Source organism: Brevundimonas sp. CURTG3B2_SDJG, assembly GCF_057364705.1.
On the sequence record NZ_JBNFOJ010000051.1, the window covers coordinates 1 to 14,157 of the forward strand.

The following is a 14,157-nucleotide window of genomic DNA, read 5'->3' on the forward strand; positions in this document are numbered from 1 at the left end:
GTGCGGGTCGCACCCCCCGGCGCCCCCCCTGCCCCCGCCGGCGCCCGCCCCGTGTTCGCAACCTGGTTGTGGCCAACAGCGGTCACTGACGAGAATGGCCCCGCCAAGGCGAGGCCTTTTGCTTTTCCGACCCGCTTTCCGTCAGACCTTCAGCGGCAGGGCCGTGCGGATGTGCACGTCCTTCAGCTGGCGCTCAGCCGCCTCGGTGGGCGCGTTCATCAGCAGATCCTCGCCCTGCTGGTTCAACGGGAAGGCGATCACCTCGCGGATGGCCGTCTGGTTGGCCAGCAGCATGACGATGCGGTCGATGCCCGGAGCCAGGCCCCCGTGCGGCGGCGCGCCATAACGGAACGCGTTCAGCATGCCGCCGAACTGCTCTTCGACCACCGAGGCGTCGTAGCCGGCGATCTGGAAGGCCTTGAGCATGATCTCGGCCTTGTGGTTCCGGATCGCGCCCGAGCACAGTTCGTAGCCGTTGCAGACGATGTCGTACTGATAGGCGCGGATGGTCAGCGGGTCCTGCGTCTCCAGGGCCTCCAGGCCGCCCTGGGGCATCGAGAAGGGGTTGTGGCTGAAGTCGACCTTCTTCTCTTCCTCCGACCACTCGAACATCGGGAAGTCGACGATCCAGCAGAATTTGAACTGGTCCTCGTCGACCAGCTTCAGCTCGGTCCCGACGCGGGTGCGGGCCAGGCCGGCGAACTTGGCGAAGACCGAGGGCAGACCGGCGGCGAAGAAGGCGGCGTCGCCCTTGCCCAGCCCCAGGGCGGTCATCAGGGTCTCGGTCGGCTCCTGGCCCAGGTTCTTGGCGATGGGTCCGCCCCAGGCGCCCTGGTCGTCCGACCAGAAGATGTAGCCCAGACCCGGCTGGCCCTCGCCCTGCGCCCAGCTGTTCATCCGGTCGCAGAACGCGCGGCTGCCGCCCGTCGGGGCCGGGATGGCCCACACCGCGTTCTTCTCGTCGGCGGCCAGGATCTTGTTGAACAGGCCGAAGCCGCCGTCGCGGAAGTGGTCCGAGACGTCCCGCATCTTGATGGGGTTGCGGGTGTCTGGCTTGTCGGTGCCGTACCAGGCCATCGACTGCTCGTAGGTCAGGCGCTCGAAGCCCTTGTGCTCCGAGGTCTGGCCGAAGTCGTTGGTGAAGGTTTGGGTCCCATCGATCGGCGAGACCGGCTTGCCCTCGGCGAACTCCTCGAACACCCCGTGCATGACGGGCTCGATGGCGGCGAACACGTCTTCCTGGGTCACGAAGCTCATCTCGACGTCGAGCTGGTAGAACTCCAGCGAGCGGTCGGCGCGCAGATCCTCGTCGCGGAAGCAGGGCGCGATCTGGAAGTAGCGGTCGAAACCAGAGACCATCAGCAGCTGCTTGAACTGCTGTGGGGCCTGCGGAAGGGCGTAGAACTTGCCTGGATGCAGGCGCGAGGGCACCAGGAAGTCGCGCGCGCCCTCCGGCGACGAGGCCGTCAGGATCGGGGTCTGGTACTCCAGAAAGCCCTGGTCGACCATGCGGCGCCGGATCGAGGAGATGACCTTCGAGCGCAGCACGATGTTCTTGTGCAGGGTCTCGCGGCGAAGGTCGAGGTAGCGGTGCTTCAGGCGCAGCTCTTCGGGGTATTCCGGCTCGCCGAAGACCGGCAGCGGCAGTTCCGCAGCTTCCGACAGCACCTCGACGCCAGTGACGCGCAATTCGATCTCGCCGGTCGGCAGGCTTGCATTGATCACGGAGGCGTCGCGGGCGACCACCTCGCCGTCCACGCGGATGACGCTTTCGGCCCGCAGGCGTTCGACGGTCTCGAAGCCCGGCGTCTCGGGGTGCAGGACCAGCTGGGTCAGGCCGTAGTGGTCGCGCAGGTCGATGAACAGCAGGCCGCCGTGGTCGCGCTTGCGGTGCACCCAGCCGGACAGGCGGGCGTTGGAGCCCGCGTCGGTCGAACGGAGGGCGCCGCAGGTGTGGGAGCGGTAGGCGTGCATGGTCGGTTCGTCTTGGATTCGGGCCCTGGCGGGCGGAATTCGGGAGCGCGGAAGGGCGCATCATCGCCCCTGAAAGTCAAGGCGGGCCGGGCGGCGCGCCTCCAACGCCCGAGACCTGCCCGGGCGACGCCCTAGGGTTCGCCGAGACGGCGGGGAAAGGTCCGGCGGGCGAAACGGCCTACAAACGAATGGGCGCTGTCCACAGCCCGCAAGGCGTGCGGTTAACGCACGCCCGGAAGCCTCTGATATACAAGGCCCCATGACCGCCCGCCCCGCCCCTCCTGATCAGATGCGGCTGCCGCTGCAAAGCGACTTGCCGGAGGGCGAGACCAGCTTCGTGGTGTCGGACTGCAACCGGGCGGCGGTTGAGGCGATCGCCGACTGGCCCGGCCTGATTGGCGGGGTGATGGCGATCTGCGGTCCCGCCGGCTGCGGCAAGAGCCGGTTGGGCCAGATTTGGGCCGAGCGGGTCGGCGCCGTGGCGCTGCACGGGGCGGAGGCCGCCCTGATCGATCCGCTGGAGATCGAGGGGCGGCCGGTGCTTCTGGATCGGGCGATGGACGCCGACGACGAGACCCTGTTCCATCTGATCAACCTGGCGCAGGCGCCGGGCGGAGCGCTGCTGATGATTTCGCGGCCCGCCCCCTCCGCCTGGACGGTCGCCCTGCCCGACCTCCGTTCACGGCTGGACGCGGCGGTGAGCGTGGCCATGGAGCCGCCGGACGACGCGGTCCTGGCGGCGATGCTGGAGGCCCGTTTCGCCGAGCGTGGCATCCGGCCGGCCAAGGACGTGATCCCCTATCTGTTGCGCCGCATCGATCGGTCGGCGGCCGCCGCCGCGGCGATTCGTGGAGCGGCTTGACGCCCCTGCACGGGCCGTGACGCGGGCGCTGGCCCGCGAGGCCGTCGAGGACGAACTCTTCGACGACGAACCTTGAACGGCCCGTTCAGGCGGGGTTCAGGCCGAAAATCCGATCCTGACCACCTCGTCGGGCGCCTCACCCGCAGGGCGCGGCGTCCCGAAGAAGGAGACGCATGCCATGAACAAGAAACTCGCCATCGGCGCTCTCGCCCTCGCGACCCTGGCCACCGTCGGGACCCCGATGGCCGCTTCGGCCCAGTCCTGGCGCCATGATCGGGACCGCGACGGCCGCTACGAGCGCTGGGAACGCCGCGCCGACCGTGATCATCGCCGCGATTATCGCCGCTGGGAACGCGACCGGGACCGCTGGGACCGCGATCGCGACCGCTGGGAGCGTCAGCAGCGCCGGGAGTATCGTCGCTGGCAACGCGGCGCGGTGATCCCCTACAACTACCGCCGCAGCTGGTACGTCGACGACTACCGTCGCTACGGCTACGCCCCGCCGCCGCGCGGCTACGGCTACTACCGCACTGACACCGGCGATATCGTCCTCGCGGCGATCGCCACCGGCGTGATCCTGTCGCTGCTGAACGACTAGGGCCGCCCGCCGCCAACGAAAGAGCCCGCCCGGAGCGATCCGGGCGGGCTTTTCGTTGTCATGGGGATCAACAGGAGAGCACCATGGCGCGCACTGGTGGCTGCAACTGCGGACAGGTCCGCTACGAGCTGGCCGGCGAGCCGCTGCGGGTGGGGCTCTGCCACTGCGAGACCTGCCGAAAATTCACCGGTTCGGCCTTCTCGCACTACGCCGTATGGCCTAGGGCCGCGGTGACGATCACTGGCGACCTGTCCCGGTGGGAGGTTAGGGCCGGCGGCGACCGGTTCTGCCCCCGGTGCGGGGCATCGCTGTTCACCTGGACGGACGAAGAAGACGAGATCGAGGTGAAGCTCGGCACGCTGGACGGCCCGCCGAACGGGTTGGAGCCCGCCTACGAGCTCTGGACCGTCCGGCGTGAACCGTGGCTGGGCGCCCTGGCCGGCGCTCGGCGATGGGAGCGCGACCGGGAGTGAGCCAGGTCCGGCTCCGCCTCAGAGCCCCAGCCTGGCCTTCAGGATGTCGTTGACCGCGGCCGGATTGGCCTTGCCGCCGGTGGCCTTCATGACCTGGCCGACGAACCAGCCGATGGCCTGGGGCTTCTCGGCGACGGCGGCGGCCTTGTCGGGATTGGCGGCGATGATCTCGTCGACCGCCTTCTCGATGGCGCCGGTGTCGGTGACCTGCCTGAGGCCGTGCGCCTCGACCACCTCGGCCGGCGAGCCCTCGCCGTTCCAAACGTGGTCGAAGACTTCCTTGGCGATCTTGGACGAGATCGTCCCGTTCTCGATCAGTTCGACCAGCTGGGCCACATGGGTTGCAGGCAGCGGGTTCTCCAAGAAGTCCTTGCCGTCGGCGGCTAGACGGGCGGACACCTCGTTGGTGACCCAGTTGGCGACCAGCTTGGCGTCACGCCCCTTCGCCGCGGCCTCGAAATAGTCCGCCTTGGCCTGTTCCGAGATCAGCACCACCGCATCGTATTGCGACAGGCCGTAGTCGGCCATCAGCCGGCGGCGCTTCTCGTCCGGCAGCTCGGGGAGGTTGGCCTTGATGTCGTCGATCCAGGCCTGCTCCAGCTCGAGCGGCAGCAAGTCGGGGTCGGGGAAGTAGCGATAGTCCATCGCCTCTTCCTTGGACCGCATCGAGCGGGTCTCGCCCTTGGCCGCGTCGTAGAGCCGGGTCTCCTGGTCGATCTTGCCGCCGTCCTCGAGAATCTCGATCTGGCGGCGGGCCTCGTAGTTGATGGCCTGCGAGATGAAGCGGAACGAGTTGACGTTCTTGATCTCGCAGCGGGTGCCCAGGTGGCTGAAGTCGCCGGTCGCCTTGAACTTCTCGTAGCCGCCCTCGCGGCAGACCGAGACGTTCACGTCGGCGCGCAGATTGCCCTTCTCCATGTCCCCGTCGCAGGTGCCCAGATAGATCAGGATGGTGCGGATCTTCTTGACGTAGGCGACGGCCTCTTCCGGCGACCGGATGTCCGGCTTGGAGACGATCTCCATCAGGGCCGTGCCCGCGCGGTTCAGATCGACGTAGCTCTCGGTCGGCGACAGGTCGTGGATCAGCTTGCCCGCGTCCTGTTCCAGGTGCAGGCGCTCGATGCCGACGTTGAAGAAGCTGCCGTCCTCGGCCTCCACCTCGACGACGCCCTCGCCGACGATGGGGTAGAACAGCTGGCTGATCTGATAGCCGGTGGGCAGGTCGGGGTAGAAGTAGTTCTTCCGGTCGAACTGGCTGCGCCGATTGATCCGGGCCTTCAGGCCCAAGCCGGTCTTCACCGCCTGTTCGACGCAGTGACGGTTCAGGGTCGGCAGCATGCCGGGGAACCCGGCGTCGACCAGCGACACCTGCTCGTTCGGCCCCGCGCCGAAGCCGACGGCGGCGCCCGAGAACAGCTTGGCGTTCGACGCCACCTGGGCGTGGATCTCCAGGCCCATGACGATCTCCCAGGGGCCGGTGCGGCCCTGGATCAGCTTGGCGTTGGTCTCGGTCATGCTCACCACCACTTCTCCGGCCGGGCCGTGAAGCCGGCCGATCGCTCCAGCACGTCGGCGACCTGGAACACGGTCGCCTCGTCCAGCGCCTTGCCGATGACCTGCAGGCCCAGGGGCAGACCGCCCGAGTCCACGCCCGCGGGCACCGAGATGCCCGGAAGGCCCGCGAGGTTGGCGGTCACCGTGAAGATGTCGTTCAGGTACATCTGCAGCGGGTCGATCTGCTTGTCGCCGATCGCGAAGGCGGCGGACGGGGTGGACGGCGTCAGGATGGCGTCGACCGTGCCCCAAACGTTGTCGAAGTCCTCGGCGATCCGACGACGAACCTTGAGCGCGCGCACGTAGTAGGCGTCATAGAAGCCGGCCGACAGGACGTAGGCGCCGATGGTCAGGCGGCGCTGGACCTCCTTGCCGAAGCCCTCCGCGCGGCTGGTCTCGTAGAGGTCCGTCAGGCTGGTCGCCTTCTCGGCGCGGTGGCCGAAGCGCATGCCGTCGTAGCGCGCCAGGTTGGACGAGGCCTCGGCCGGGGCGACGATATAGTAGGCCGGCAGCGCGTACTGGGTGTGCGGCAGGCTGATCTCGACGATCTCGGCGCCGGCGGCCTTGAGCCACTGGACGCCCTGGTCCCACAGCGCCTGGATCTCGGCGGGCATGCCGTCGACCACGTACTCCTTGGGCACGCCGATGCGCAGGCCCTTCACGCCCTTGCCGAGCGACCGCGTCCAGTCGGGCGTCTCGACGTCCAGGCTGGTGGAATCCTTGACGTCGAACGAGCACATCGAGCGCAGCAGAATGGCCGCGTCCTCGACCGTCTTGGTGATCGGGCCCGCCTGGTCCAGCGAGCTGGCGAAGGCGACCATGCCGAAGCGGCTGGCGCGGCCGTAGGTCGGCTTGATCCCGACCGTGCCGGTGAAGGCCGCGGGCTGGCGGATGGAGCCGCCGGTGTCGGACGCCGTGGCGGCCAGGCAGAGGTCGCCCGCGACGGCCGAGGCGGATCCGCCCGACGAACCGCCCGGGGTCAGGTCGGCGTTGGAGGTCTTCGACTTCCACGGATTGACCACGGGGCCGAACGCCGAGGTCTCGTTGGACGAGCCCATGGCGAACTCGTCCATGTTCAGCTTGCCCAGCATGACGGCGCCGTCCGCCCACAGGTTGGCCGTCACGGTGGATTCATACGGCGGGACGAAGCCGCGCAGCATGTTCGACCCGGCGGTGGTTTGGACACCGTCGGTGCAGAACAGATCCTTGATCCCCAGCGGCGCGCCTTCCAGCGCCCCGCCTTCGCCCTTGGCCAGCCTGGCGTCGGACGCCCGGGCCATGTCCAGCGCCTTGTCCGTGGTCTGGACGACATAGGCGTTCAGGGTCGGGTTGGCGGCGTCGATGTTGGCGACGAAGGCCTTGGTGATCTCCTCGGACGAGAAGTCGCGGGCCTTGAGGCCGTCCAGCGCGGTCTTGAGGGTCAGTTTCGTGAGGTCGGACATGATCTACTCGACCACCTTGGGCACGACATAGAAGCCGTCGGCGGATTTGGGCGCGTTGGACAGGACGTCGGCGACCTTGCCGCCGTCGGTGACGACGTCGTCGCGCAGGCGCAGGGGCTGGGCCACGTTGGAGGTCATGGGCTCGACGCCCTGGACGTCGACCGCGTTCAGCTGCTCGATCCAGGCGAGGATGCCGTTCAGTTCGGCGGCCAGCGGCTCCAGCCGGTCCTCGGGGGTCTTGATGCGGGCGAGATGGGCGACCTTGCGCACCGTCGCGGCGTCGATGGCCATGCGGCCCTCCAGTGGTTGCCCTTGGGCGAAAGCGGAACGGGCGGAAGTAGCGGGCCGGGCGCCGAATCTCAAGAACGGTGCGCGAGCACGGTGATCCAGACCCCTTCCCGCCCGTCGAAAGTCGATCGCCAATCCACGGCGAGGCCATGGCGCGCCAGACAGTCGGTCATGTCCACGTCCCGCCAGCGCACGACCTGATAGGTTCCGCTGGTCCCAACCGACGTCTGCTCGCCCTCGCCTTCCTGGAAGGACATCAGCAAGGTTCCGCGGGGTCGGAGCGCCGCCGCGATCCGTCCGATCACGTCGTCGACCAGATCGCGCCCGATATGCTGGATGACGTAGAGAGCGACGACGCCGTCCCAGGGGCCGCCGAGATCGCCGGCGATCAGGTCCAGCTTGTCGATCGTCCGGCCCCGCTGGCGCTGGAGGGCGATGAAGCCATCCGACAGATCGGTCCGACGGACCCGCAGCCCCATGCGCTCCAGCCGGTCGGCGTCCCAGCCCGGGCCTGACGCGACCTCCAGCACCCGGCCGCCGGGCCCGACCGAGGCGACCAGGCGCTCCAGGGCCTCGACATGGTCCGGCGTCGGCGCATGGTCGGTTTCCGCCGCATAGCTCTCGGCGCAGACGTCGTAGCCGGCGACCGTCGCGCGGTTGCGGCCAGGTCGTCGGGTTCGCTCACCGGGCGGGCGTGACGGTGACGCTGGCCGGCGGCGCGCCGTCCGCGCCCGGCGTCCAGGCGACGATGAGACGGCGCTTGCGGCTGCTGATCTGGGTGGTCGCCTCGTTCATGACGCTCTCCTCGATCTCGAGATCTACCCGGCCCGCGCTTTCGGACAGGATGCGGTAGTCGAGCACGTCGCCCAGGCGGAACGACCGCCAGCCCTCGGCCGGCGACTGGTAGAACCCGACGTAGGTGTAGAGGCCGTTCATGGCCGGATCGCCGCCAGCCGTGCCGAACAATTTGACGGCCTGATCGCCCTGGCGGGTCAGCGCGTCCACGCGCACGACCGAGGCGGCCTGCTGCACGCCAGCGTCCGCGTCGGGTTGGACGGTCGCGGCGGGGCCGGCGGCGACCAGCGGATCGGCGGCCTGGACTGGGGCCGGCGCCTCGGCCGACGGCACGGCTTCCTTGCGGCTTTCCACCTGGGCGTCGCAGGCCGTGATGCCGGCCAGGGCCGCCAGGAACAGGATCGGATGCTTCATCAGGCGCTCCCCAATTCGTCGTTCGGCGTAGCTAGCACCTTGCCAGCGAAGCCCGCCAGTCCTACCGCCCCCGTGTGACCGTTCTATCGCTCGAAGACCTCGCCGCCTCGACGCCGCCCGGAACACCCTGGCTGGGGCTGGACCTGGGCGAGAAGACCATCGGGGTGGCGGCGTCCGACGCCAGCCGGATGATCGCCAGCCCGCTGCAGCTGATCCGCAAGACGAAATTCACCCAGGACGCCGAGGCGGTCCTGAAACTCATGGACGGGCGCAACGCGTCGGGCCTGGTGATCGGCCTGCCGCTGAACATGGACGGCACCGAGGGACCGCGCGCCCAGTCGTGCCGCGCCTTCGCCCGCAACCTGCAGCGCCTGCGCGAGGTGCCGGTGACTTTCCAGGACGAGCGGCTGTCGACGACCGCCGTCGAGCGGTTCCTGATCGACGAGCTGGACCTGACCCGCAAGCGTCGAGCCGACGTCGTCGACCGCACGGCGGCCGCCTGGATCCTGCAGGGCGCCCTGGATCGGTTGCGCGGCTGATGAGCGCGCTGGTCGCCGGGGTCCTGCCGGTCTTCGTGCTGATCGCCATCGGCTACGGCCTGCGCAAATCCGACTTCCTGCCCGACGCGACGTGGCGGCCGATCGAGAAGCTGTCGATCCATCTGCTCTACCCGGGCTTCCTGATCCCCGCGATCTGGAAAGCGGACATTTCCGGCGGCGGCGCGGGCGCGGCGGGCGCGGCCTCGGTGACCAGCGTGCTGATCATCGCCGCCCTGACGCTGGCGCTGAAGCCGCTGATGAAGATCGACGGCCCGGCCTTCACGTCGGTCTTCCAGGGCGCGATCCGGTGGAACAGCTTCGTCTTCCTGCCGGTGATCCTGTCTGTGTTCGGGCCGGACGGGCTGGCGCTGGCGGCGGTGGTGATCGCCGCGATGATCCCGGTCACCAACATCCTGTGCGTGATCGTGCTGGTGAAGTGGGGCGCCGACCAGCGCGAGATGTCGCCCTGGGCGCTGACCCGGGCGATCCTGTCCAATCCCATCCTGCTGGCCTGCCTGATCGGCCTGGCGCTGAACCTGTTGCACGTCCCCGGCTGCCGGGGATTTCGGACACCCTGGAGCTTCTGGGCGGGGCCGCCCTGCCCCTGGGACTGATCGTCGCCGGCGCGGGCTTGAGCTTCGCCGAGGTGGCCCGCCGCAAGGTCACCATCGGCTTGGTGTCCTTCGTCAAGCTGGTCATCACCCCGCCCCTGATGTGGGGCCTGTGCATCCTTTATGGCGGCGACCAGACCGCCCAGGGGATCGCGCTCCTGTGCGGCGCGGCGCCCGGGGCGGCGGCCAGCTACATCCTGGCCCGCCAGATGGGCGGCGACGCCCCGCTGATGGCCGGGATCGTCGCGCTGACGACGGTGGGCAGCGCGGCCAGCATCCCGATCCTGCTGGCGCTGTTCCATTTGGCGTGATTGCGTACCTTCGATAAGCTTGGCGAGTTCTGGAGGGGATATGGACGGCGCAGATCTGTGGAAATGGGTCGCCCTCCTAGCCCTCATTCTGGGCCCGCCGCTCTTCCTCGCCGCGTTCCTGAAAAAGCTGGGTCGCCGCAGAGCTTGGGCCTTGCTCTGGTTCGTCTTTGTCGCCGTCCTTTATGCTTGGTTCGTCTGGTCCTACGACCGGTGATCCGTTCAGCGGGCGAGCACCTGGCGAGATCCTTGACCGCCGTGGCTCGACCCAAATGAGAATTGCGCTATAGCGGCGTCTCGATGAGCCAGCCCGACCGACTCACCGAGATCATCCGAGAACGGCTGGAGCCGTTTCCTCGCGATCACTTCCTGTCCGCCGGCGATCTGAACGCCGCAACGGTCCCGCCGCTGCTGGACCTGGCCGACGCCTTCGTCGACTTCAATCGCCAATCCGCCAAGTCGCTCGACATCATGCGCGGGCGGACGGTGATGAACCTGTTCTTCGAGAACTCGACCCGCACCAGCGCCTCGTTCGAGATCGCGGCCAAGCGGCTGGGCGCCGACGTCACGGCGCTGAGCCCCCGTACCTCCTCGGTGGCCAAGGGCGAGACGCTGATCGACACGGCGGCGACCCTGAACGCCATGAAGCCGGACGTGCTGGTGGTGCGCCATTCGGCCTCGGGCGCGGCGGCCCTGCTGTCGCAAAAGGTCGGCTGCGCGGTGGTCAACGCCGGGGACGGTCGGCACGAGCATCCGACCCAGGCGCTATTGGACCTGCTGAGCCTGCGCCGGGCCTTCGGCGACGTGGGCGGGCTGACCGTGGCCATCTGCGGCGACATCGCCCACAGCCGCGTGGCCCGGTCCAATGTCGCCCTGCTGTCGATGATGGGCGCGCGCGTCCGGTTGATCGGGCCGCCAACGCTGGTGCCCGGCGACGCCGACCGCTGGGGCTGCGAGGTCTTCCACGATATGAAGGACGGCCTGCAGGGCGTCGACGTGGTGATGATGCTGCGCCTGCAGCTGGAGCGGATGGAGGGCGCCCTAGTGCCCTCGACCCGCGAGTTCTTCCGCTTCTGGGGCCTGGACCGCGAGAAGCTGGCCTGGGCGAAGCCGGGAGCCAAGGTGATGCACCCGGGACCGATGAACCGCGGCGTGGAGATCGATTCCGACGTGGCCGACGACCTGACCGTGTCGCTGATCCAGGACCAGGTGGAGATGGGCGTGGCGGCCCGCATGGCGGTGCTGGCGGCCCTGTCGGCCCGGCGCGAAGGAGCGACGTCATGAGCGCGATCGCGATCCTGAACGCCCGCCTGCTGGATCCGGCCTCTGACTACGACGGCGCGGGTTCGGTGCTGGTCGAGGACGGCCGCATCGTCGAGGTCGTCCACGGCGCCGGCGCGAGCGCGCCCGAGGGCGTGGAGATCGTCGACGCCGGCGGCCTGTGCCTGGCGCCGGGCCTGATCGACATCCGGGTCAAGACCGGCGAGCCCGGGGCCGAGCCGAAGGAGACGCTGAAGTCCGCGGCCCTGTCAGCGGCGGCGGGCGGGGTGACCACCATCGTGGTGCAGCCCGACACCGACCCGGCGATCGACGATCCGGCGATGATCGACCACGTCCAGCGGCGCGGCGCCGCCCTCGACCTGGTCAACGTGCGCGCCGCCGGAGCGGCCACCAAGGCGCGCGACGGCCAGCGGATGGCCGAGATCGGCCTGATGGACGAAGCCGGGGCCCTCTATTTCACCGACGGCGACAAGGTGATCGTCAACACCCGCACCCTGCAGCGGGTGATGAGCTACGCCGCGGCCTTCAACGCCCTGATCGCCTGCCGGCCGGCCGACCCGTGGCTGAGCGAGGGGGCGGTGGCGACGTCGGGCGAACTGGCGACACGGCTGGGTCTGCCCTCGGTCCCGGCCATCGCCGAACGCATCCAGCTGGAGCGTGACCTGGCGCTTGTGGAGCAGACCGGCGCGCGGTTCCTGGTGGACCAGATCTCCACCGAGGGCGCGCTGGAGACCCTGGCGCGGGCGCGGGCCAAGGGGTTGGAAGTCGCCGCCTCGGTGTCGATCAACCACCTGTGCTTCAACGAGATCGATATCGGCGACTACCGCACCTTCTACCGGCTGGACCCGCCGCTGCGCGCCGAGAGCGATCGGCAGGCGCTGATCGAGGCGGTGCGCGAAGGGCTGATCGACGCGATCACCTCGGCCCACGCCCCTGCTCCGGCCGAGGACAAGCGGCGGCCCTTTGCTGAGGCCGCGCCGGGCGCGATCGGGCTGGAAACCCTGCTGCCGGCCGCGCTGACGCTCCATCACGAAGACGGGCTGGACCTGCTGGACGTGCTGCGCCCGCTGACCTCGGGACCCGCCAATCTGCTGGGGCTGGAGGCCGGAAAGCTCGCCGCGGGCGCCCCCGCCGACCTCGTGCTATTCGACCCGGGCGCGCCGATCGTAGTCGATGCTGACGCATTGAAGTCGAAGTCCAAGAACTCGCCCTTCGACGGACGACGGTTGCAGGGCAAGGTGGCCGCGACCTTCGTCGGCGGGCGGCGCGTTTTCAATCAGCGCTGAACGCGGCGCGGCCGAATCATCCGAAAATGGTCCCTGTCCGGCGCGCGAAGCCGTGATACACACGCTCTGGCTGTATTGGGGGTTGAGGTGCAGGATCTGGTCGAACCCGCCCAGGCGTCGCTGGAATGGGGAAGGCTCGCGTTGTTCGCGGCGGGCGGCTACCTGCTGGGCTCCATCCCCTTCGGCGTGATCCTGACCCGTCTGGGCGGCGCCGGCGACGTCCGCAACATCGGCTCGGGCAATATTGGCGCGACGAACGTCCTGCGCACCGGGCGTAAGGACCTGGCTCTGGCCACCCTGCTGCTGGACGCCGGCAAGGGCGCCGCGGCCCTGCTGCTGGCGAAGTACATGCTGGGCGGCGCTCAGCCCCTCGGCCGAGACCGCTGGCGCCGTCGCCGGCGGCGCGGCCTTCCTGGGGCATCTTTTCCCCGTCTGGCTGAAGTTCAAGGGCGGCAAGGCGCGCGACTTCTTGCTGGCCTGCTGCTGGCCGCGGCCTGGCCGCTGGGCCTGCTGGCCGGCGCGACCTGGATCCTGACGGCGGTCCTGTCGCGGATCTCGTCGCTGTCGGCCCTGACCGCCTCGGCGGCGGCGCCGGTCTATTCGCTGCTGCCGATCGCCGCGCTCGGGCTGCCGGCGCCGATGGCGATCACCGTGCTGGCCGCCTTCACGGCGCTGCTGATCTGGATCCGCCACTCCGACAACATCGCCCGCCTCAAGAGGGGCGAGGAGCCTCGGATCGGGGCGAAGAAGACGTGACGCTCGACCCGGCCGAACGGTTCGCGCGGCTGCGGCTGGCGCGTACGGAGAAGGTCGGGCCCGTCGCCTTTCGGCAGCTTCTGGAGCGGTTCGGTTCCGCCGAGCGCGCGCTTCAGGCCCTGCCCGACTTGATCCGGCGAGGCGGCGGCCGAGGCCACGCCCTGCCCCAGCCCGGGCGCGTCGAGGCCGAGATCGAGGCGGGTGAGACCTTCGGCGCGCGCCTGATCGTCCTGGGCGACCCTGACTACCCCGAGATGCTGGCGGCGACGGATCCCCCTCCGCCGGTCCTCTGGACGCTTGGCGACGCCGCCCTGATGCGCCGTCCCTGCATGGCCGTGGTCGGCGCCCGGATCGCCTCGGCGGGCGGCCAGCGGATCGCCCGCGGCCTGGCTCAGCAGTTGGGCGAGGCGGGGCATGTGGTGGTGTCGGGCATGGCGCGCGGCATCGACGGCGCAGCGCACCTGGGCGCCCTGCCGACCGGAACGGTGGCTGTGCTGGGCGGCGGGGTGGACGATGTCTATCCGCCCGATCACGCCGACCTGCACCGACAGATCGCCGAGCAGGGCTGCGTCGTCTCGGAAAGCCCGGTCGGCGCCAAGGCCCAGGCCAAGGACTTTCCGCGCCGCAACCGCATCATCTCGGGGCTGTCGCGCGGCGTGATCGTGGTCGAGGCGGAGCTCCGGTCCGGGTCGCTGATCACAGCCAGGCTCGCGGCCGAACAGGGGCGTGACGTCTTCGCCGTGCCCGGATCGCCGCTCGACCCCCGCTCGAAGGGGCCAAACGAACTGCTTCGCCAAGGCGCGATCCTGTGCGAAGGCGTCGAGGACGTCGAGCGCGAGTTCGCCCGGCCGCGGGCGATCCGCGAACCGCCCGCCCCGGACTTCGTCGGCGGGCCCGAGGAGATCGACCTGGCCCTGATCGAGCGGGTCGCCGCCCTGCTCTCGCCTGTCCCGACGCCCCGCGACGAGCTGGCTCG

The 14,157-nt window shown here is 69.5% G+C and carries 16 protein-coding genes; 10 read left to right on the forward strand and 6 right to left on the reverse strand.

The genetic code is table 11. From position 1 onward, the window contains the following. Positions 1-141: 141 nt before the first annotated feature. Positions 142-1,974, reverse strand: a complete 1,833-nt coding sequence (gene aspS, locus AC2W7C_RS05290; RefSeq protein WP_486000501.1) for an aspartate--tRNA ligase — start codon at positions 1,972-1,974, stop codon at positions 142-144. 259 nt (positions 1,975-2,233) lie between these two features. Between aspS and AC2W7C_RS05295 the strand changes: the two genes are divergently transcribed. From AC2W7C_RS05295 to AC2W7C_RS05305, 3 genes are all read left to right on the forward strand, one after another. Further along, positions 2,234-2,836: a P-loop NTPase family protein gene (locus AC2W7C_RS05295; RefSeq protein ID WP_486000502.1), complete on the forward strand. Its 603-nt coding sequence runs from the start codon at positions 2,234-2,236 to the stop codon at positions 2,834-2,836. Positions 2,837-3,014: 178 nt separating this feature from the next. Further along, positions 3,015-3,434: an RcnB family protein gene (locus tag AC2W7C_RS05300; RefSeq protein WP_486000503.1), complete on the forward strand. Its 420-nt coding sequence runs from the start codon at positions 3,015-3,017 to the stop codon at positions 3,432-3,434. 83 nt (positions 3,435-3,517) lie between these two features. Further along, the gene (locus AC2W7C_RS05305) at positions 3,518-3,907 is read left to right on the forward strand and encodes a GFA family protein (RefSeq protein WP_486000504.1); all 390 of its coding nucleotides are present in this window, start codon (positions 3,518-3,520) and stop codon (positions 3,905-3,907) included. An 18-nt stretch (positions 3,908-3,925) separates the two neighbouring features. On the opposite strand, the gene gatB is transcribed toward AC2W7C_RS05305, so the two are convergent. The 5 genes from gatB to AC2W7C_RS05330 all read right to left on the reverse strand — a co-directional run bounded on the left by gatB (position 3,926) and on the right by AC2W7C_RS05330 (position 8,400). Next, positions 3,926-5,422 carry an Asp-tRNA(Asn)/Glu-tRNA(Gln) amidotransferase subunit GatB gene (gene gatB, locus AC2W7C_RS05310; protein WP_486000514.1) on the reverse strand — a complete coding sequence of 499 codons (1,497 nt, stop codon included), beginning with the start codon at positions 5,420-5,422 and terminating at the stop codon, positions 3,926-3,928. Positions 5,423-5,424: 2 nt separating this feature from the next. Further along, complete coding sequence (gatA, locus tag AC2W7C_RS05315; protein ID WP_486000505.1) at positions 5,425-6,903, reverse strand: Asp-tRNA(Asn)/Glu-tRNA(Gln) amidotransferase subunit GatA; 1,479 nt, start codon at positions 6,901-6,903, stop codon at positions 5,425-5,427. Between the two features lie 3 nt (positions 6,904-6,906). After that, on the reverse strand, positions 6,907-7,194 hold the full coding sequence (gene gatC, locus AC2W7C_RS05320; RefSeq protein ID WP_486000506.1) for an Asp-tRNA(Asn)/Glu-tRNA(Gln) amidotransferase subunit GatC: 288 nt from the start codon (positions 7,192-7,194) through the stop codon (positions 6,907-6,909). 68 nt (positions 7,195-7,262) lie between these two features. Beyond that, positions 7,263-7,760: a class I SAM-dependent methyltransferase gene (locus tag AC2W7C_RS05325; RefSeq protein WP_486000515.1), complete on the reverse strand. Its 498-nt coding sequence runs from the start codon at positions 7,758-7,760 to the stop codon at positions 7,263-7,265. Positions 7,761-7,872: 112 nt separating this feature from the next. Next, entirely contained in the window at positions 7,873-8,400 is a 528-nt protein-coding gene (locus AC2W7C_RS05330; RefSeq protein WP_486000507.1) for a hypothetical protein, read from the reverse strand. 74 nt (positions 8,401-8,474) lie between these two features. On the opposite strand from AC2W7C_RS05330, the gene ruvX reads away from it, so the two are divergent. The 7 genes from ruvX to dprA form a co-directional block, all read left to right on the forward strand. Further along, positions 8,475-8,939, forward strand: coding sequence for a Holliday junction resolvase RuvX (gene ruvX, locus AC2W7C_RS05335; protein WP_486000508.1), 465 nt, complete (start codon positions 8,475-8,477; stop codon positions 8,937-8,939). Continuing rightward, positions 8,939-9,553 carry an AEC family transporter gene (locus tag AC2W7C_RS05340; protein WP_486000509.1) on the forward strand — a complete coding sequence of 205 codons (615 nt, stop codon included), beginning with the start codon at positions 8,939-8,941 and terminating at the stop codon, positions 9,551-9,553. Before ruvX ends, AC2W7C_RS05340 begins: the two co-directional genes overlap by 1 nt. Then, on the forward strand, positions 9,553-9,861 hold the full coding sequence (locus tag AC2W7C_RS05345) for an AEC family transporter (RefSeq protein ID WP_486000516.1): 309 nt from the start codon (positions 9,553-9,555) through the stop codon (positions 9,859-9,861). Before AC2W7C_RS05340 ends, AC2W7C_RS05345 begins: the two co-directional genes overlap by 1 nt. Positions 9,862-10,158: 297 nt before the next feature. Then, a complete protein-coding gene (locus AC2W7C_RS05350) occupies positions 10,159-11,142 on the forward strand; it encodes an aspartate carbamoyltransferase catalytic subunit (RefSeq protein WP_486000510.1) in 984 nt (327 codons plus the stop codon). Further along, entirely contained in the window at positions 11,139-12,425 is a 1,287-nt protein-coding gene (pyrC, locus tag AC2W7C_RS05355) for a dihydroorotase (RefSeq protein ID WP_486000511.1), read from the forward strand. The genes AC2W7C_RS05350 and pyrC overlap by 4 nt, the downstream gene beginning before the upstream one ends. 87 nt (positions 12,426-12,512) lie before the next feature. Then, positions 12,513-13,181 carry a glycerol-3-phosphate acyltransferase gene (locus tag AC2W7C_RS05360; RefSeq protein WP_486000512.1) on the forward strand — a complete coding sequence of 223 codons (669 nt, stop codon included), beginning with the start codon at positions 12,513-12,515 and terminating at the stop codon, positions 13,179-13,181. Further along, a partial coding sequence (gene dprA, locus AC2W7C_RS05365; RefSeq protein WP_486000513.1) for a DNA-processing protein DprA occupies positions 13,178-14,157 on the forward strand: 980 nt, incomplete at its 3' end. The genes AC2W7C_RS05360 and dprA, both read left to right, overlap by 4 nt.